Raw genomic sequence first — 16,996 nt, forward strand, 5'->3', positions numbered from 1 at the left:
AAATTTTGATAGAGCTTGATCTTGCCAGCCAATCTACCAAGCTATGTATCCAAGCCTGAAAGGGGTGAGCCTTCTGATCCAGTTTCGCAACGTCAACAAGCATTTTGGTCACTTCCATGTACTTAAAGACATCAATCTTCAGATTAAGGAGGGCGAGGTCGTCGTGATCATCGGACCCTCCGGCTCGGGTAAAAGCACCCTGCTACGCTGCATCAATCGTCTGGAAACCATATCGGACGGGGAACTGATCGTCAACGAGATACCTGTACATGACAAAAAGATTGATATTAACGCCTTCCGGCGCAATATCGGTATGGTATTCCAGCACTTCAATTTGTATCCCCATAAAAAGGTAATCGAGAATATTGTACTCGCACCCATGAAGGTGCTGGGCACCTCGAAGGAAGAGGCTACCCAAACAGCCATCACCTATTTGAAGCGTGTTGGAATCGAGGAAAAAGCACAGAGCTACCCCGCCCAATTGTCCGGGGGACAGCAGCAACGGGTTGCTATCGCCCGTGGCCTCGCGATGAATCCGAAAATTATGCTGTTTGACGAACCTACCTCCGCTCTTGATCCTGAAACCATCGGGGAGGTATTGGATGTTATGCGTTCGCTCGCCCATCAGGGCATCACCATGGTCATTGTGACTCATGAAATGGGCTTTGCCCGTGAAGTAGCGGATCGCGTCATTTTCATGGACAAAGGACAGATTTTAGAAGACAGTCAGCCTGCCGAGTTTTTTCAGAATCCGGGTGAAGAGCGGGCGCGCCTGTTCCTGAGCCGTCTAATTCATCATTAAGCAGACCTTTAAAATTCAGAGTGCAAATCGAAAGGGGATTGTTCAAATGAGAAAAAGATATTCATGGAGTGCCCTTATGCTGCTTATGCTGTCCTGTCTACTCGTTTTGGCTGGCTGTGGAGGCAACCAAGGAACGGCAACGTCGGGGAATGAGGCGGCGGCAGCCAATGGGCTGGAAGCCATCAAGCAGCGTGGCAAGCTGGTTGTTGGGGTGAAATACGACACCAAGCTGTTCGGTCTGAAAGACCCGGCTAGCGGGAAAGTAGAAGGCTTTGATATCGACATTGCCAAGGCGGTAGCCAAACATATTTTTGGAGACGAAACCAAGCTTGAATTGAAGGAAGTTACGTCCAAGACACGAATCACCTTGCTGCAAAACGGGGACATCGACGCCATTATCGCGACCATGACCATTTCGGACGAACGTAAAAAGCAGGTCGATTTCAGCGACGTCTACTTTAACGCCGGGCAATCCCTGCTCGTGAAAAAAGGAAGCCCGATTACCGGTCTGGAGTCCCTGACTCCTGATACCAAGGTACTCGCAGTTAAAGGCTCCACCTCCGCCAAAAATATCCGCGAAAAGGCACCCAAAGCGACTGTACTGGAGTTTGAGAACTACCAGGATGCATTTAATGCACTCAAGGCAGGTCAAGGGCAAGCGTTGACCACCGATAACTCTATTTTGCTCGGCATGCAACAGCAAGATCCGAATTACACCCTCGTAGGCGGAAACTTCACTGAGGAACCTTACGGCATTGCGGTGAAGAAGGGACAAACCGAATTGCTGCAAGCCATTAACGATACGCTCAAGGAACTGAAAAGCAACGGTGAATACGATAAGCTCCACGAGCAATGGCTTGGGGTTAAACCCGAATAATGGGGGTGTCATCCGCAGATGCTTACTTTTGATATCAACGTACTTTTCGACCACGGTGACCGCTTTAGAGAAGGCTTGCTTCATACCGTTCAAGCCAGTGTCATTGCCTTGATCGGAAGCTTTATTCTGGGCGCGATCATCGCTATCCTCCGAATTGCGCCCTTTCAATGGCTTAACTGGATTGGGACTGTCTATGTAGAGGTCATTCGTAATATCCCGTTACTGATCGTTGTATTGTTCTTTTATCTGGGACTTCCTACTTTGGGTATTCCTTTGGATGGTTTTGTGTCTGGAACGCTTGGCTTGACCGTGTACACCGCCTCCTTTATTGCAGAAGCGATACGTGCCGGCATCCAGTCCGTACCGAAGGGGCAATTTGAAGCCGCGCGTTCCTCCGGGCTGAGCTACAACCAGACGATGATCAGCATTATTTTGCCGCAAGCGATTAAAATTGTACTGCCTGCGATTGGCAACCAGTTCATCAATCTGGTCAAAAACTCTTCCGTACTGGCCATAGTAGCCGGACTGGACCTGATGTATTATTCGGATCTGATTAACTCGGATACCTTTATGCCCATCACCGTCTATGCCATTACAGCGTTGTTATACCTTACATTGACGGTTCCGCTCAGCTTTCTTGTTCTGTACATGGAGCGTCGTCTGTCCAAAACATCCTAAGGAGGGAAGCCCGTATGGATTTCAGCGGCTTGTTTGTATGGCCTAATGTGCGTTTTATACTGGAGGGCTTCCTGCTGACGCTGGAGGTGGCCGTGTACTCCATCGTGTTCAGCTTCGCGCTCGGTATCGTGTTCGGCATCCTGCGCTATACGCGCTTACCTGTCATTTCGCAGGTGGCGGCCTTTTTGATTGATCTGATTCGCAATCTTCCGTTATTGCTCATTATCTTCTTCATCGGTATGGTCTTACCGTCCATTGGCCTTTCCATTTCGCTCAAATGGGCAGCCATTACGGGCTTGTCGATCTTTGAGGGGGCCATGATTGCCGAGATTGTCCGTAGCGGTTTGAACTCCGTTCATAAAGGACAGATCGAAGCCGCACGTTCCTCCGGGCTGAGCTGCTCCAGAACGTTATGGCATATCATTCTGCCGCAAGCGCTCCGCCGCATGGTGCCACCTATCGTCAGTCAGTTCATTTCCCTGCTCAAGGATACTTCTCTCGCGGTCATTATCAGTCTGCCGGAGCTGACGCATAACATTCAGATTGTCGGCGGTCAAAATCAGTCCTTCGTCATTCCGGCTCTGCTGTTCGCAGCCTTCCTGTACTTCGCTGTCAATTACAGCATGTCGCTGCTTGCACGTAGGCTGGAGGTTCGCACTCATTAGTATTCATTACACATAGCTTGATCAGGGCTGCAGCCAGCCTGAACGTTCTGTCAGCACAGCATGTATTTTTTCAATCAGCCGTTTAATGGCTTCTCCCATGTAACGGTCTGACCGATGAATCAGCTCCAGCCGAATCTCGGGTACTCCCCGTGAAATAGGCACTGCACAAAGGGATGAACGGTCCAGAGATGCTGCGAGGGATTTTGTCTGGATAGTCACTGCAAGTCCCTCCTGTACCCAGCGCAGGATCGCAGGAATCGAATGGCTCTCCATAACCGTGGTAAAAGAATACCCACGATCACAGAAGTATTTTTCAATATGCCTTCTACCTGGATGATCCACTGGCTGCATAGCCCACGGCATGTGCCTCAATTCGTCCAGTACAATCGAGGAACGGTTGGCAAACGCATGTCCTGCCGGGACAATAAGACAGTAGCTCTCCGTCCGAAGCGGTAGCTGGACGAGCCTTTCATCTATACCTGAGTGCAGCGTAATGCCAAGGTCCATCCGATTATCCAGCACCTGCTCCAGCAATTCATACGAGGGATGGATGTGCAGACTGATTTTAGGAAACAAACGATGAAAATCCATAAACATCTCTTGCAATGGTTCCTCCAGCTCCGGCAACGCAATACCGATCCGCAAGCTCCCCCGTTGCTCGGTACGAAGCTCCTCAATGGAAGCCTTCGCCTGCTGTAAATTCTTGAGTGCATGAGCGCTGTGCCGTAGCAACAGTTTCCCAGCCTCGGTCATTTTGATCTTTTTGCCTGCACGATTAAAGAGAGTCATCCCCAGTTCTTCCTCCAACGCCTTAATTTGCAAACTGAGCGTAGGCTGGGAGATTCCGATCTTTTCAGAAGCTTTCGTAAAATGAAGTTCCTCGCATACCGCAATGAAGTATTGAAGCTGACGTATTTCCGTCTTCCTTCTCTCCCTTCGAGAATCCCCAGAATGATTGCATTAAAAGGGCAAAAGAAGCGCAAGATCGGATCCATCCGGTTCGCGCTTCTTTTTCAGGTTATTGCGCTTTTTTGAGATTATTGGGCTACTTCTGCTTTTTCTGCAGTCAACGTAATATTCGCAAACGTGTCTGCATCATACTCCTTGCCACGGGTAATATCGTAATTAGCTACCCGATTATTCACTGCCTCCAGCGAATAACGGAATAACGTCGGTACAATGGGCGCCTCCTCGCTCATATACGCCTGCCACTGATTGTATATATCTTTACGATAATTGTCGTCAAAGGCTTTCACAGACACCCCTTCCTGCAACAGCTTATCATTCTCTTCACTGGTAAAGCGCGAGTAGTTAAAGCTGGCTCCGCGTCCATACAGCCCACTAGGGTTTACATCTGTACCTGTACTCCATGCGCCGCCAAAAATATCAATGCCGGGGTCATCCTTCTGCACACGGTCATAGAAAGAATTGAACTCAAGCAGACGACCGTCCACCAGCTCGACATGAAGTCCGACATCCTTCCAATTTTGCAAATAAAACTTCGCCAGCGATTCGGCTGTCGCATCCCCGCTCATTGCCGCATAATGGAGCACCAGTTCCTTGCCCTTAGGGTCCTCACGGTATCCATCTCCATTGGTGTCCACATACCCTGCCTCGTCCAGCAGCTTTTTTGCCTTGTCCGGGTCATACGCAATGCCCTTCGCATTCACATCATGATATCCCTTAAAGGCGGGCGGGACCAAGGATGTCGCAGGAGTCCGAAGCCCATGATAGAGCTGCTTGCCAACCTGCTCATTATTCAGCGCATAGCCAAGGGCCTGACGCAATGACTTGTTCGCCAGCTTGGCGTTCGGGTCCATGATATTTAGACTCTTGGCCTGATCGAATTTTCCCATTTTAAAGCCTACATAGCTATAAGATAATTCCTCCTGACCGAGAAACTGTACATTTTTCGGATTGCTGGCCTCATTGTAACGGGTGGTTGGATAGCTGGACCAGTCGACTTCTCCACTTTTCAGCGCCTCGGTAATGACATTCGGGTTCACCACCTTCAGATGAAGGCCATCTAACTTAGGCTCACCGTGGAAATAATCTTCATTTTTGACGAATTCCACAGATTCACCTGTGACCATGGATTTAATTTTAAACGGCCCATAGCCAATCGGATTTTTACGGACAGGATCTGATCCGGCCATATCTTTCACGGGGATATTCTGAAACACCTTTTTCTCCAGTGGTGTAGACCAGAGTCCCGATTTCACCGAAGGATTAGGTTCCTTGAAATGAATGGTAACCTCTTTCTCATTCAGCACTTTGATGCCAGAAATGGTTTTGGCCTTACCCGAGTGATAATCTTCCATGCCCACAATATTCGTCATAAAACTATCATAACGCGGACCTTCGTAGTCTTTATGACCGATCACTTCATAGGAAAAAGCATAGTCCTCCGCCGTTACGGGATTACCATCCGTCCAGTTCAGTTTGGGATCAATTTTGACAGTCACCGCCTTATTGTCTGCGGAAAAGGAAATTGTCGCCGCCCCTTTATTGTCAATATTCAGATTGGAGTCAATCGAAAACATAGAAGGGTAAAAAAACTGGAAGACTTCAAAATCAGGATTGCCATCATAAAATACAGGATTCAGAATTCCTTCAAAAGGGGTATCAGACACGAGTGCATAATTGATGATGCCACCCTTAATCGGCGCCTTATCGTTCTTGGTCGCCTTCGCCAGCGCTGTCGCATTCACCTGCTTGCTGTCGGACCCTGAGCCGCCTGTACCGTCAGACGATTTCCCTCCATTTGAAGCGGAAGGCGAACCGCTACATGCGGCCAGTGAAAATACCAAAATTGCAGATAGAACAGGCAGAATTCCTTTTTTCCAGCGTTTAACCATTGTAAATCCCTCCTTGTCATTGTCCTTATCCTTGAACTTCAGTTAACCCAATCGTTGTCTGGCATCCGTGGCGCGCTTGAGCGCCTGGCCAATAAAGTTAATCGCCAGCATTAGCACCAAAATAAGCAGTGATGCAGGCAACCACATCCACCAGCTATTCTGCAAAACATCCGGGTCATTCGCATAACTCACCAGCGTACCCAAGCTTGGCGTGGATTCCGGCAACCCAAAGCCGAGATAGGAAAGTCCGGTTTCAATCCCGATATTTCCCGCGAGGCTGAGCGTCAGATTGACGATCACGACCGAGCTGAGATTGGGCAGCACGCCAAACCAGATGATTTTCCAATTGGGTGTGCCGAGCGTTTTGGAGGCCTGCACATAGTCCAGCTCCCGCTCCGACAGTACCTTGGCTCGAATCAGGCGTGCTTTTCCAATCCACAAAAAAGCGGTCATGATGAAAATAAAAGACCCTATGCCGCTCTTGGGCACAATACTGACGAATACGATGACCAGCATCAAAAACGGAAGCACCAGAATAAAATCAATGATCCGCATGATGATGTTATCAACCAAACCGCCATAAAAACCGGCCAGCAGTCCCAGCGTCAAGCCGATGGCAGCGGACAATAGCGTAATCGTGAAGCCAATCGTGAAGGAATTACGCGCCCCAATGACCAGCTGACCGAAAATATCTCTGCCCGCCCGGTCCGTGCCCAGCCAATGCGCCGAGCTTGGAGCCTCACGGATCGCGCCTAAATCCACCGTCGTGACTACACCCTGATTCACAAACAGAACAGATGAATAAATAAAGAGCAAAAACAAGACCACAAACGCGATGGACACCAGCGCCGTTTTGTCACGCACCAGCTCGCGGCGCAGTACAGACCAGCTCGATGGTGATTTACGAATGATCTCCGGCGTGAAAACCTCCTCCACCTGTATGGACACCTTACATCCCTCCCCTTCCTCTGAAGTTGTTCGTTATTCGATCCGAATGCGGGGATCGACCTTGCTCAGGATGACATCAGACAAAAGGGTTCCCAATAATGCCAGAAAGCCGGAAATCATCACCAGCGCGGTCACGACTGAAAAATCACGTTGGGTGATGGACTGGAGAAATAGCTGACCCAGCCCCGGATACCCAAAGATGGATTCAAGGAAAATGTTGCCCGCAATCACTCCCGTCAGGTCATAGCCCAAAAAGGCGGCAATCGGTAGCAGCGAATTTTTGAAAATATGACGGGAATAGATTTTCCCCTCGGGTACCCCTTTGGAACGCGCCGTTTTCACAAAATCCTTTAACCGTGTGTCGATGACCTCATTGCGCAAATACTGAATCGTGGCTGTCGTACTGAGCAATGCTCCTGTAACCGCTGGCAATATGAGATGGTACGCCTTGTTGATGTAATATGCCGAGGTTCCCGGCTCCACGCCCACATCCACACTGCCGCTGGTCGGAAACCAGCCAAGCCTGAATCCGAATACGTACAGCAGCAGCAACGCGAGTATGAATAAGGGGGTCGCAAAGCTGAGATAGGTATAACCCACCACGGTTTTGTCCAGCGGGCTATGCTGATAACGACCGCTAAGTACACCGAGCGGAATCGCGATCAGATACGTCAAGATCAGGATCACCACGCCCAAAAAGAACGTGTTTCCCAGACGGCTACCGATCAGATCGGTGACGCCGATTTTATGTACATAAGATTTGCCCAGATCCCCGTGAGCAAGCTGGACGAGCCAGTTCCCATACTGCACCCACACCGGGTCATTCAGTCCCAGTCTTTGTCGCTGTTCTTCCAGTGCGGCCGGATTCAGATTGGGTGTCGAAGTAATAAGTCCTGTCAGGGCATCCCCCGGCATAGCCTTAGCTAGGAAAAATATAAGCACGCTCAGTGCAAAAAGTTGAGGGATCATAACCAGCAGCCGACGCAGTGTAAATTTCCACATATTCCGTACCCCCTTATGGTAGCGCGACTTGATGGGATGGACTTACTGATTTTAGTGCAAACGGCTTTCCACTCACGTCTAGATGTTTGGGCAGCTCTGTTTTGTAGGAGGATAAAAGCATTCTCCTTTTTTGGGCATTTTCCAGCCGTTTTGTAGGATCAATATTGGGAATGGTTGCAATGAGACGCTGGGTATACAGATGCTGTGGACGCTCATAAATGTCTTGCTCGCTTCCCTGCTCCACCAGACGCCCCCGGTACATAATCCCGATTTGGTCGCACATATGGCGGATAATACCGAGGTCGTGGCTGATGAACAAATACGTCAAATTAAATTCCCGCTGCACATCCTTCATAAAATTAAGCACCTGTGCCTGAACGGACACATCCAACGCTGATACCGGCTCATCGGCAATGATCAGCTTTGGATTCAACGTGAGTGCACGTGCAATGCCGATCCGCTGCCGCTGTCCCCCGGAAAATTCATGCGGATATTTGTAGGCCGCATCGGCGTTCAAGCCGACCTTTTCTAGCAGCGTCTGAACTTTTCGACGTTCTTCCTCACTACTCAGCCTTTCAAAATTCCGCAACGGCTCAGCGATGACATCCAGCACACGCTTACGCGGATTGAGCGAGGAATATGGGTCCTGAAAGATCATCTGAATATCTCTCCGCAGCGGATGGCGGTTGTTACGGCTCAAGGCCGTTAGGTCATTTCCGTTAAAAAGAATTTGCCCGCTCGTCAGCTTGTTCAGCCCGATAATCGTTCTGCCCGTTGTCGTTTTGCCACAGCCGGATTCTCCTACCAGCCCATACGTCTGACCCGCCTCAATGCTGATGGACACACCATCTACCGCTTTTACCTGATCGACCACACGCTGGAAGAAACCACCGCGCACCGGATAATGGACTCTCAGATCATTTAGCTCCAGCAGTGCCATGAGCAGCTCCCCCCTTTGCCTCGTCTTCAAAATGAAAATGCTGATAACATGTACAGCGGACCCAATGCCCGGGAGAAACCTCACTTAAATGGGGATGATCCTCATGCACCTCATGCTGAATCCAGGGGATACGTGGAGCAAAGCGGCAGCTATTGCGGGGAATATCCTGCAAGGAAGGGACGATTCCTCCGATGACGTGCAACGGTTCTCCCTTGGTATGCGATCCCGGCATGGATGCAAGCAAAGAGCGCGTATACGGATGCTGGGGCTGTCGGAACAATTCAAAAACATTGGCGCTTTCCACGATTTCTCCGGCATACATGACCACCACGCGGTCCGCCACCTCTGCCACAACGCCAAGATCGTGCGTAATCAGGATAATGCCGCTTCCAGTCTCCTGTTGAAGCTGCTTGAGCAAGTCGAGAATTTGAGATTGAATGGTTACATCGAGCGCTGTAGTCGGCTCGTCTGCAATAATGAGGGAAGGACGACAAGCTATGGCAATGGCGATCATCACACGCTGCCGCATCCCCCCTGACAGCTCATGCGGATACTGGTCGTATACACGTACGGGATTCGGAATATCCACACTCTCCAGCAATTCCAGCACACGTGCCTTTTTCTGCTTCGTAGAGAGGGTCGTATGGTAATCGAGGTTTTCCTCAATTTGCTTACCAATGCTCATTAGCGGATTCAGCGCGGTCAGCGGGTCCTGAAAAATCATGCCGATGCCTGCTCCGCGGATTTTGTTCATTTGCCCTGTGGAGAGGCGATTCAGATCCGTGCCTTTAAAAAGAATCTGTCCCTGCACGCGGGCACGCTCCAGATCGTGCAGTTGTGCTATCGAAAGCGCCAGCGCGCTTTTGCCGCAGCCGGATTCCCCGACCACAGCCAGCACCTCATTGGGGTTGACCGTCAGATCGAGATGGTCAACTGCGGGGTAATATTGATCCTTAATGCGAAAAGATACCGTTAACCCTTTGATCTCCAACACCGGCTCGATACTCAATGTGTGTGCTTCCTCCGTTCTCCATGGCCTTGTCCTGCTTATGCACGCCACGCTTGATGTTAAACCTCTCATAAACATTACATACCGATTTAGTCGGAATAATTTGAATTCATCCTATCACCAGTATATGGATATATCAATTAAGATTAGACTATCATCATCATTGATAAAACCAATGATTCAGCAGCAGCGCGACCTTTCTGGCACAAAATGTAATGAAATAACCAACCACAGGTTAATTTTCAGCGCAAAAAAAGCCGCCTGACCCCCTTAAAGGGATCAAGCGACTGGCTGGTCCAGCTCAAATTGTGCTCTCTTCGTTAGTTACGAAGCCGCTCCATAGGAGCCGGATTTGAACGTTCTTGGATCGTACCATTTGTAGCCCGCTGCCGGAGCAGCCCAAGGCTCAGGCTGCGGTTCCGTGGAAGCCGCAGGCTCCTCGAACGGCAGCAACTGTGTTGGCTGGTCCAGCGTCAGGCCCGCTACATCGGACAGCTTCGTATAGTCCTGCTTCCATGCGAGCCATTGGACCGTCTGTACCAGGAAGGTGGAATCGTCCACTTCCTTGAATCCATCGTACGTCTTCTTCGACTGTCCGTTTTCCTCACGTACATATTTCGGCGTGGCATCCTCAACTGGGGAAGAATCACCGATAAACGCTGCCTTGCCCTGACCTACCTTGGCTACAGCAGCATAAGGTCCTTCAGCACGCCCCCCGCCGTTATAGACACCCTGGTCCACGGCATTACCCCATTTTTTCGTGCCTGTAGGAATATAAGCGATTCCTTTCGCCTTGGTCGGGTCAATAATCGCCAGTGTAGAACCAGCATGCATTGCTATCGAACGTACACCCTTCGTAATGCCAAAGGATTGATCTGCCGCTACGATATCCGTAGCGTTCACGTCACCAAGTGCATTGTAGCGGAAACGAACGCCAAAGTTCGTCGCCAGCCAGTCGGAACTGGTTAATCCCTGCATAGCTGGTGATGCAGCTTCTTCTGTAGTCATCCCTTTGGCCGGATTGGAATAGGCTCCACGGCGGTAGCCGTTCATAACCTCAGAGGAATCCCAACGGTTTTTGTTCCGGTCAGCGTTATAGTGGTCAGAAATGAAGAAAATACTGCCTCCATTCTTCACATATTGCACCAGAGCAGCTTGCTCGGATGCCTTAAAGGCAACATTGGCTTCACCAATGATGAACACATCATATGGACGTAGCTTGTCGTACGTTATAGCCTGCTCGCCATAGGTAAAAGGAATGGAACGGTCCAACGGGTCCACGGTGAAACCAGCATTACGCAGTCCGCCCGCAAAATCGGAAAAGGCTCCATCAATAACCCAATCTGCTGCTCCGGCTGTCTGTGCGTGCGTATTATCGAACAGCACTTTTTTGCCTTTTCCATCCGGTAATGTCGTACCGGGTTGACCCGGGGTACCAGGATCAGGTTCGCCCGGATCACCAGGATTTCCAGGCTCGCTTCCGCTTACTAGCTCCACAGCGCTTGGGCTTTTCACGCCGCCAAAATTGTTATAGGCACCGAGCGCACCCGTCACGCGAATTTTACTGCCGATCAGCTCAGGATGGCCTGACAGCCCAAATGCTCCTCTATACGCGGATGTCAGTTGTACATTTAACAGATTAGACGTATTACGTTCACTCGCCTGATCCGCAATCAGTACGTTAAAATCGTTTGCAAACGGGGCAGAGAAATTAGCCGTTTTCGATCCGGTAGCATGTCCGACGACGTAGCCTTCTACCGTCACCGTACCTCCGCTGCTTTGACGCTGAAGCGCTTCCGCTACCGTCAACGAGCCCTCTGCCTTGACCTGGCCGAATGGAACGAAGAGTCCTACCAGCAGTGATACGATTGCCGCCAGATGCAGCATTCCTTTTAAGCGTGAACCTGTGAACCGGAAACCTTTTACCATACGTAAATGTCCCTCCCATTATTCCATAAATTAGCTTGTCCTCTATCAGATTAGCTATCAACCTTCTAATTCCTTCCTGTTTTCATCCATAATTATGTAAAATTTAATCTTTTTTATTGAGAAGGTACCTGATTCTGTAAAATCCCAACCTGTGATTGACACCGGGCATGGCATACATTACGCTTAGGAGGAAATGTTGAACGGTATACGCGAATGAAGATGACGGGAGAGTCTGTCCGGGAAGCACATCCCGGCGGCACCGAAGGAGCAAGACGCCAGCACCCGGCTGGCGGATAATCTCTCAGGTCCATGAATCGCCATCTGACGCAACTCTGGAGAGAGCGCAAGCCACCCAAGGGGTAAGGCGGTATACACCCGCACGAAACTCTCAGGTAACGAGGACAGAGATAAGGGAAATTTCCTTATCCTGTCCTTTTTTGTGCTTACATGCTGCGTCAGCATTAGAAACCGTCGCACCCGCGCAAGGCGCGGCAGCACCATATACTATGGTATTCAAACATACAGGGGGCCACACCATGCGTTTCAAAGATGTATTTTCCATTATTGGTCCGGCTATGACCGGACCCTCCAGCTCGCATACCGCAGGCGCAGTGCGGCTCGCACGTGTTGCCCGGCACTGGCTCGGTGCGCAACCTGACCGGGCCCGCCTGACGCTGTACGGCTCATTTGCCGATACGTACAAGGGACACGGCACAGACCTGGCACTCATCGCCGGATTGCTGAATTACGATACAGACGACCACCGGATTCCGGATGCGGAGCAATGTGCAGAGCAAGCCGGGATGGAAGTAGAGTTCGCTGTCAGCGGACTGCCCGCCCCCCATCCGAACACGGTCCGCTTCGAGCTATGGAAAGGTGAAGACCAGCGCACGCTGCTAGGCTCCTCCATCGGCGGCGGAAACATTCATGTCCAGCAGCTTAACGAGTTCCGGGTTAATCTGACCGGAGAGCTGCCTACGCTGGTGCTTCTTCACTCGGATAAGCCCGGAACATTGGGCGCGGTGACTTCGGCGCTGGGTGCAGCTGACATTAACATTGCCTACATGCATGTGGATCGCAAAGGCCGGGATGGCGAAGCACTCACTGCTATCGAAACCGATAGCCCCGCTCCGGCTGAATTAGTTGCCGAGCTGCGGGCTTTGCCTCATATGTATGAAATCAAAATGATTAATTTGAAAAAAGGAGCTGAATCCGATGCGGTTTAGCCATCTGCATGAATTAGGTGCCTTGTGCGCCGAGGAATCCACTACGATTGGTCGCCTGATGATCAAGGAACAGGTACAAGAGACGAACACACCGGAGGAAGAAATCTTCCGACAAATGGCTGATTATTATGAAGTCATGAAGGAAGCCGTTCATCGCGGGCAAACACAGGACACGGTATCCCGCAGCGGATTGACGGGCGGCGACGGCAAACGCTTGGCGGAATATTTGCGTGCTGGAGAAACCTGCTCTGGCGATGCCTCGGCACTCGCCATGGCGTATGCCCTCTCCGTGTCGGAGGTCAATGCGTCTATGGGGCGCATTGTCGCTACGCCCACCGCAGGCTCATGCGGGGTCATCCCCGGCGTGTTCATCAGCGCGCAGGAGCGATTCGGCTGGGATGACGAGCATATGGTGCGCGGACTGTTCGCCGCTGGAGCGATTGGCTACGTGATCGCCAACAATTCCTTCATCTCCGGTGCGGAGGGAGGCTGTCAGGCCGAGATTGGCTCAGCCATCGGGATGGCCGCAGGGGCCATGGTCGAGCTGCGTGGCGGTACGCCAGAGCAGGCCATCCATGCAGTAGGCCTCGCGCTCAAGAACACGCTCGGCCTGATTTGCGACCCCGTCGCCGGACTCGTGGAGATTCCGTGCATCGTGCGCAACGGGCTGGGAGCCGTGACCGCGCTTGCCGCCGCGGATATGGCTCTGGCGGGTGTGCGCAGCGCCATCCCGTCTGACGAAGTCATCGACGTGATGCTCGAAGTCGGCAGCGCGATGCCGTCCAAGCACCGCGAGACCGCCAAAGGCGGCCTGGCCCAAACGCCGACCGGCAAGCGTCTGACGGAGTCGCTTACGCGCAACATTCCAGCCAAGAAGGATAAGTCGTAGCTTCTAAGCGGTAACCCTCCTCCCGCATGTAAATCGGGAGACACTTCCATTTTATCAAAGAACGGTTTTTTTATGATTTTAGAAGGATTGTAGAAGCTTTTCTCACTGGTCACAATAGCGATTGGAACAACGGTCCGTTCGCGAAGCGTCCATCTGAGTGCCAACGAATATCCTTCTCTAAAGCAAAGGGGCGCCCCATTGCCATTTCCATGGCTTTTGGGACACCCCTTTTTTCTTACTGTACGTTCACCTGTACCTTCGTTGTTTTCCCTGCATATTTCACGGTAATCACAGCTTTACCTTTACCCTGTGCCTTAATGCTGCCGTCTTTGACCGTGGCAACAATAATTCGGGAAGAGGACCAGACTGCCGGCTTGGATACATCCTTCTCCGACTCATCCTTATACGTAGCTGTAGCCGTAACCTTAGCTATCTGTCCTGCTTTCAAATTCAGCGAGACTTCGTCGGTTTGCAAATATTTAAGCGTATCGACATCCACCGGTACGGTGATATATTTCCCGCCGAACTTCGCCTGAATATTGGTTTTACCGTAGCTTACTGCGGTAACCTGTCCCTTTTTGACCGTAGCTACCTTATAATTGAGCGTTTTCCATTCAGCTTGGGCCGTAACATCCTTTTCTTTGCCGTCACTGGATTTGACCACAATTGCGATGGTTTTTTGATCTCCGGATTTAAGTGATAACGCGATAGCATCCGCCTCAATCTGTTGCGCCACATCCACTTCTACTGTAAATGTAATGCTTTGCTTGCCATAAGAAGCTGTAACAGTAGCCTTACCACTGCCATTCGCTTTGATCAAGCCCTCGCTAACCTCGACCACTTTCACATTGCTGGTAGTCCAGGTGGCATCCTTGGTTACATCTGTTTTTGTACCGCCACTCTTGACGCCTGTTACTTTCAACTGCTTCGTTTCCTGGGCACCAAGCGCAATCACGCGTGTATCTGTTTCCAAACGGTCTACGAGACCGACTTGTACATTAATGGTCAGCTTTTTGCCATTATAAGTGGCTGTAACAACCGCCTTACCCGCTGCTTTACCTGTAATTGTACCTTTGGATACCGAAGCAACATCTTCCGCACTTGAAGTCCATTCTGCATCCTGTGTAACATCTTCCTTACGACCATCTGCATAGGTAGCAGTCAGAGTCGCAACATAGTCCTCATTAATATCAATCGTTGCCGTTTTGGAGGACAATGCCAGATCACCAGGCACATTCACAGATACCGTCGCTGTGACTGTTTTGCCGCCATAAGAAGCAGTGATCGTAGCCTCACCTGTTTTATAGCCCGTCACTTCACCCTTGCTGACAAATGCAATATCTTCATTGCTGGATTTCCAATCTGCCTTATCCGTGATATCTTCTTCCGTACCTGTTACGTACGTCGCGGTTAGCTTGAGCTTCTTGGATTCCTTGGCATTCAGGCTCAGCTTGTCCTCGCTCAAATTCAGATATCTGGACGTTTCCACGTCTGCCTTAATCGAAACCATCTTATCGCCATACTTCGCGGTCACCGTAGCCGAACCCGCTCCAATCGCCATAATCGTTCCTTTGGTCACCGTCGCAATTTTTTCGTCGCTTGTGGACCATGTGGCTTTATCCGTGACATCCGTTACCGTTCCATCCGGGTACACCGCAGAAACCTGTACTTTTTTGGATTCATCCAAACGGAGGAAAATATTGGATTCGCTGGCTTTCAGCTTATTCGTTTGATCCACATCCACCGAAATGGTAGCAGACATCGTACCGTATTTACCGGTAATCGTCGCTTTACCCGCGCTGTAGCCCGTAATCGTGCCTTTCAGTACATCCGCCACGGCTGCATTGCTTGAACTCCAATCGGCGGACTCTGTAACATCCTGCACCGTTCCATCCGGGAAGGTCGCGGTCAGTTTCACCTTCTCGGTATCCTTCAACAAAAGGGAAACTTCTGATGAACTGACATCCAGACGTTTAACCTGTTCTACCTGTACAGCAATCGTTACCGTCTGTTGACCGTATACGGCTTTAATATTGGCTGTACCTGCTCCCTGAGCGGTCACCAATCCGTTAACAACGGTTGCTACCTTTTGATTATCCGAAGTCCAAGTCGCATCACCCGATACCTGAGCTGTTGTGTTATCACTGTAAGTCGCTGTCAGATTGATCTGTCCTGTGCCGCTTGAACGCAAGCTCAAGCTTTGTACACTGGATGTGAGCGCCTTAACCTTTTTCGTTACATGTACCTGAACCGATTGTATCTTATCTTTATAGGTCGCAACCACAGTTGCTTCCCCTTCGCCCTTACCTGAAACCGTACCGTTATATACCGTAGCAATAGCAGTATTATCACTTTTCCAATCCGTGCTTACAGTTACATTTGAAGTCGTCCCATCGGCATAAATAGCCGTAGCCGTCAACGCAGCCATATCTCCCTGCTGCACAGTTACCTCGTTAGAGGAAAGGACAATCTTGGAAAGCACCGGATCAGCTGCGGATGCAAACCCTGCGTATGATGTAAAACTTGAGATCAGGATGACCAACGCCAAGAAACCGGACCATCTATTCTTCAAAATCTAATTCCCTCCCATTTCGAAACTTAAAATTAAGGATTTCGCAAAATCCTTATACCTACGTTTTATGTCGACATGTGGAAAAGAATAGTTTAGGCTTTAAAGAAAATTTGGTCCTTATTAACTACTAAATTTTACATTAACAGTTCTGCCACTGTTTCTTTCCAGCGATTTAACACTGCTTCCGGCTCCTTGAGTCGGACTGTAACACCTGACACAATATCCGCATATTGGGCCGAATCTTCTCGGGCTGCGAATACCTGTGCTGCAAACCGCTCGCGTACATGTTTGGCTCCAGGCAACACCGGCAAATGCTCCAGTGACAGCCGTACATAGTGCGCCTTGCCATCGTTGAACACCGCAAGCGTTGCCTTCCCGGTGCGGATCATGTTGCTCGTCGTAGTCGTCCCTGGCCATAGTGCCAGCCGCAAATTCCCCTCGTCCAGCGCCACAATCTCGCCTACGCTAATCATTGCAATATGCGGCCACTGATCCTCAGTGACCGTTAGCAGCATCATCGCTTCATGCTGCTTGTGCTCCAGCCCCTTGCCGTCCAGCAGCGTGAACAGCTCCTTACCGATCCTTGGTGTCTGCATGAAGT

The 16,996-nt window shown here is 50.5% G+C and carries 15 protein-coding genes, 1 pseudogene and 1 riboswitch; of the genes and pseudogenes, 6 read left to right on the forward strand and 10 right to left on the reverse strand.

The genetic code is table 11. From position 1 onward, the window contains the following. The first annotated feature begins 43 nt into the window (after positions 1 to 43). Genes ACQ4MX_RS12695 through ACQ4MX_RS12710 form a run of 4 tightly spaced genes read left to right on the forward strand, consistent with a single transcriptional unit; the run spans position 44 to position 3,022 of the window. Complete coding sequence (locus ACQ4MX_RS12695; RefSeq protein ID WP_431090963.1) at positions 44 to 802, forward strand: amino acid ABC transporter ATP-binding protein; 759 nt, start codon at positions 44 to 46, stop codon at positions 800 to 802. A 46-nt stretch (positions 803 to 848) separates the two neighbouring features. Then, positions 849 to 1,679, forward strand: a complete 831-nt coding sequence (locus tag ACQ4MX_RS12700) for a transporter substrate-binding domain-containing protein (protein ID WP_431090965.1) — start codon at positions 849 to 851, stop codon at positions 1,677 to 1,679. 18 nt (positions 1,680 to 1,697) lie between these two features. After that, entirely contained in the window at positions 1,698 to 2,357 is a 660-nt protein-coding gene (locus ACQ4MX_RS12705) for an amino acid ABC transporter permease (RefSeq protein ID WP_431090966.1), read from the forward strand. 14 nt (positions 2,358 to 2,371) lie between these two features. Beyond that, positions 2,372 to 3,022, forward strand: coding sequence for an amino acid ABC transporter permease (locus ACQ4MX_RS12710; protein WP_431090967.1), 651 nt, complete (start codon positions 2,372 to 2,374; stop codon positions 3,020 to 3,022). Between the two features lie 21 nt (positions 3,023 to 3,043). On the opposite strand, the gene ACQ4MX_RS12715 is transcribed toward ACQ4MX_RS12710, so the two are convergent. The 8 genes and pseudogenes from ACQ4MX_RS12715 to ACQ4MX_RS12750 all read right to left on the reverse strand — a co-directional run bounded on the left by ACQ4MX_RS12715 (position 3,044) and on the right by ACQ4MX_RS12750 (position 11,708). Beyond that, positions 3,044 to 3,811: a LysR substrate-binding domain-containing protein gene (locus ACQ4MX_RS12715; protein WP_431090969.1), complete on the reverse strand. Its 768-nt coding sequence runs from the start codon at positions 3,809 to 3,811 to the stop codon at positions 3,044 to 3,046. A gap of 6 nt (positions 3,812 to 3,817) precedes the next feature. Beyond that, positions 3,818 to 3,937, reverse strand: a pseudogene (locus ACQ4MX_RS12720) (LysR family transcriptional regulator); the annotation flags it as partial. A 122-nt stretch (positions 3,938 to 4,059) separates the two neighbouring features. Then, positions 4,060 to 5,880: an oligopeptide ABC transporter substrate-binding protein gene (gene opp4A, locus ACQ4MX_RS12725; RefSeq protein ID WP_431090970.1), complete on the reverse strand. Its 1,821-nt coding sequence runs from the start codon at positions 5,878 to 5,880 to the stop codon at positions 4,060 to 4,062. Positions 5,881 to 5,922: 42 nt separating this feature from the next. After that, positions 5,923 to 6,822 (reverse strand): ABC transporter permease, encoded by a 900-nt coding sequence (locus tag ACQ4MX_RS12730; RefSeq protein ID WP_431091319.1) that lies wholly within the window; start codon positions 6,820 to 6,822, stop codon positions 5,923 to 5,925. A 39-nt stretch (positions 6,823 to 6,861) separates the two neighbouring features. Then, on the reverse strand, positions 6,862 to 7,830 hold the full coding sequence (gene opp4B / locus ACQ4MX_RS12735) for an oligopeptide ABC transporter permease (protein WP_431090971.1): 969 nt from the start codon (positions 7,828 to 7,830) through the stop codon (positions 6,862 to 6,864). 13 nt (positions 7,831 to 7,843) lie between these two features. After that, entirely contained in the window at positions 7,844 to 8,770 is a 927-nt protein-coding gene (locus tag ACQ4MX_RS12740; RefSeq protein WP_431090972.1) for an ABC transporter ATP-binding protein, read from the reverse strand. Continuing rightward, positions 8,748 to 9,779 carry an ABC transporter ATP-binding protein gene (locus tag ACQ4MX_RS12745; RefSeq protein ID WP_431090973.1) on the reverse strand — a complete coding sequence of 344 codons (1,032 nt, stop codon included), beginning with the start codon at positions 9,777 to 9,779 and terminating at the stop codon, positions 8,748 to 8,750. Before ACQ4MX_RS12745 ends, ACQ4MX_RS12740 begins: the two co-directional genes overlap by 23 nt. Positions 9,780 to 10,103: 324 nt before the next feature. Beyond that, complete coding sequence (locus tag ACQ4MX_RS12750; RefSeq protein WP_431090974.1) at positions 10,104 to 11,708, reverse strand: DUF6359 domain-containing protein; 1,605 nt, start codon at positions 11,706 to 11,708, stop codon at positions 10,104 to 10,106. A 213-nt stretch (positions 11,709 to 11,921) separates the two neighbouring features. Continuing rightward, a riboswitch (glycine riboswitch) is annotated at positions 11,922 to 12,035 on the forward strand. A 209-nt stretch (positions 12,036 to 12,244) separates the two neighbouring features. Here ACQ4MX_RS12750 and sdaAB point away from each other — a divergent pair. Together sdaAB and sdaAA are read left to right on the forward strand one after the other, a co-directional pair. Then, the gene (sdaAB, locus tag ACQ4MX_RS12755) at positions 12,245 to 12,934 is read left to right on the forward strand and encodes an L-serine ammonia-lyase, iron-sulfur-dependent subunit beta (protein ID WP_431090975.1); all 690 of its coding nucleotides are present in this window, start codon (positions 12,245 to 12,247) and stop codon (positions 12,932 to 12,934) included. Beyond that, entirely contained in the window at positions 12,924 to 13,823 is a 900-nt protein-coding gene (gene sdaAA / locus ACQ4MX_RS12760; protein WP_283654284.1) for an L-serine ammonia-lyase, iron-sulfur-dependent, subunit alpha, read from the forward strand. Before sdaAB ends, sdaAA begins: the two co-directional genes overlap by 11 nt. A 235-nt stretch (positions 13,824 to 14,058) precedes the next feature. On the opposite strand, the gene ACQ4MX_RS12765 is transcribed toward sdaAA, so the two are convergent. Both ACQ4MX_RS12765 and ACQ4MX_RS12770 read right to left on the reverse strand, forming a co-directional pair. Next, complete coding sequence (locus tag ACQ4MX_RS12765) at positions 14,059 to 16,395, reverse strand: Ig-like domain-containing protein (protein ID WP_431090977.1); 2,337 nt, start codon at positions 16,393 to 16,395, stop codon at positions 14,059 to 14,061. Between the two features lie 134 nt (positions 16,396 to 16,529). Then, on the reverse strand, positions 16,530 to 16,991 hold the full coding sequence (locus ACQ4MX_RS12770) for a pyridoxamine 5'-phosphate oxidase family protein (RefSeq protein WP_431090978.1): 462 nt from the start codon (positions 16,989 to 16,991) through the stop codon (positions 16,530 to 16,532). Between the last annotated feature and the right edge of the window lie 5 nt (positions 16,992 to 16,996).

This window comes from Paenibacillus sp. 8b26 (assembly GCF_050626875.1).
Taxonomy (GTDB): domain Bacteria; phylum Bacillota; class Bacilli; order Paenibacillales; family Paenibacillaceae; genus Paenibacillus.

Coding starts and splice junctions, on each gene's coding strand:
- ACQ4MX_RS12695 (WP_431090963.1), top strand. CDS start 44: ATGTATCCAAGCCTGAAAGGGGTGAGCCTTCTGATCCAGTTTCGCAAC.
- ACQ4MX_RS12700 (WP_431090965.1), top strand. CDS start 849: ATGAGAAAAAGATATTCATGGAGTGCCCTTATGCTGCTTATGCTGTCC.
- ACQ4MX_RS12705 (WP_431090966.1), top strand. CDS start 1,698: ATGCTTACTTTTGATATCAACGTACTTTTCGACCACGGTGACCGCTTT.
- ACQ4MX_RS12710 (WP_431090967.1), top strand. CDS start 2,372: ATGGATTTCAGCGGCTTGTTTGTATGGCCTAATGTGCGTTTTATACTG.
- ACQ4MX_RS12715 (WP_431090969.1), bottom strand. CDS start 3,811: ATGACTCTCTTTAATCGTGCAGGCAAAAAGATCAAAATGACCGAGGCT.
- opp4A (WP_431090970.1), bottom strand. CDS start 5,880: ATGGTTAAACGCTGGAAAAAAGGAATTCTGCCTGTTCTATCTGCAATT.
- opp4B (WP_431090971.1), bottom strand. CDS start 7,830: ATGTGGAAATTTACACTGCGTCGGCTGCTGGTTATGATCCCTCAACTT.
- ACQ4MX_RS12740 (WP_431090972.1), bottom strand. CDS start 8,770: ATGGCACTGCTGGAGCTAAATGATCTGAGAGTCCATTATCCGGTGCGC.
- ACQ4MX_RS12750 (WP_431090974.1), bottom strand. CDS start 11,708: ATGGTAAAAGGTTTCCGGTTCACAGGTTCACGCTTAAAAGGAATGCTG.
- sdaAB (WP_431090975.1), top strand. CDS start 12,245: ATGCGTTTCAAAGATGTATTTTCCATTATTGGTCCGGCTATGACCGGA.
- sdaAA (WP_283654284.1), top strand. CDS start 12,924: ATGCGGTTTAGCCATCTGCATGAATTAGGTGCCTTGTGCGCCGAGGAA.
- ACQ4MX_RS12770 (WP_431090978.1), bottom strand. CDS start 16,991: ATGCAGACACCAAGGATCGGTAAGGAGCTGTTCACGCTGCTGGACGGC.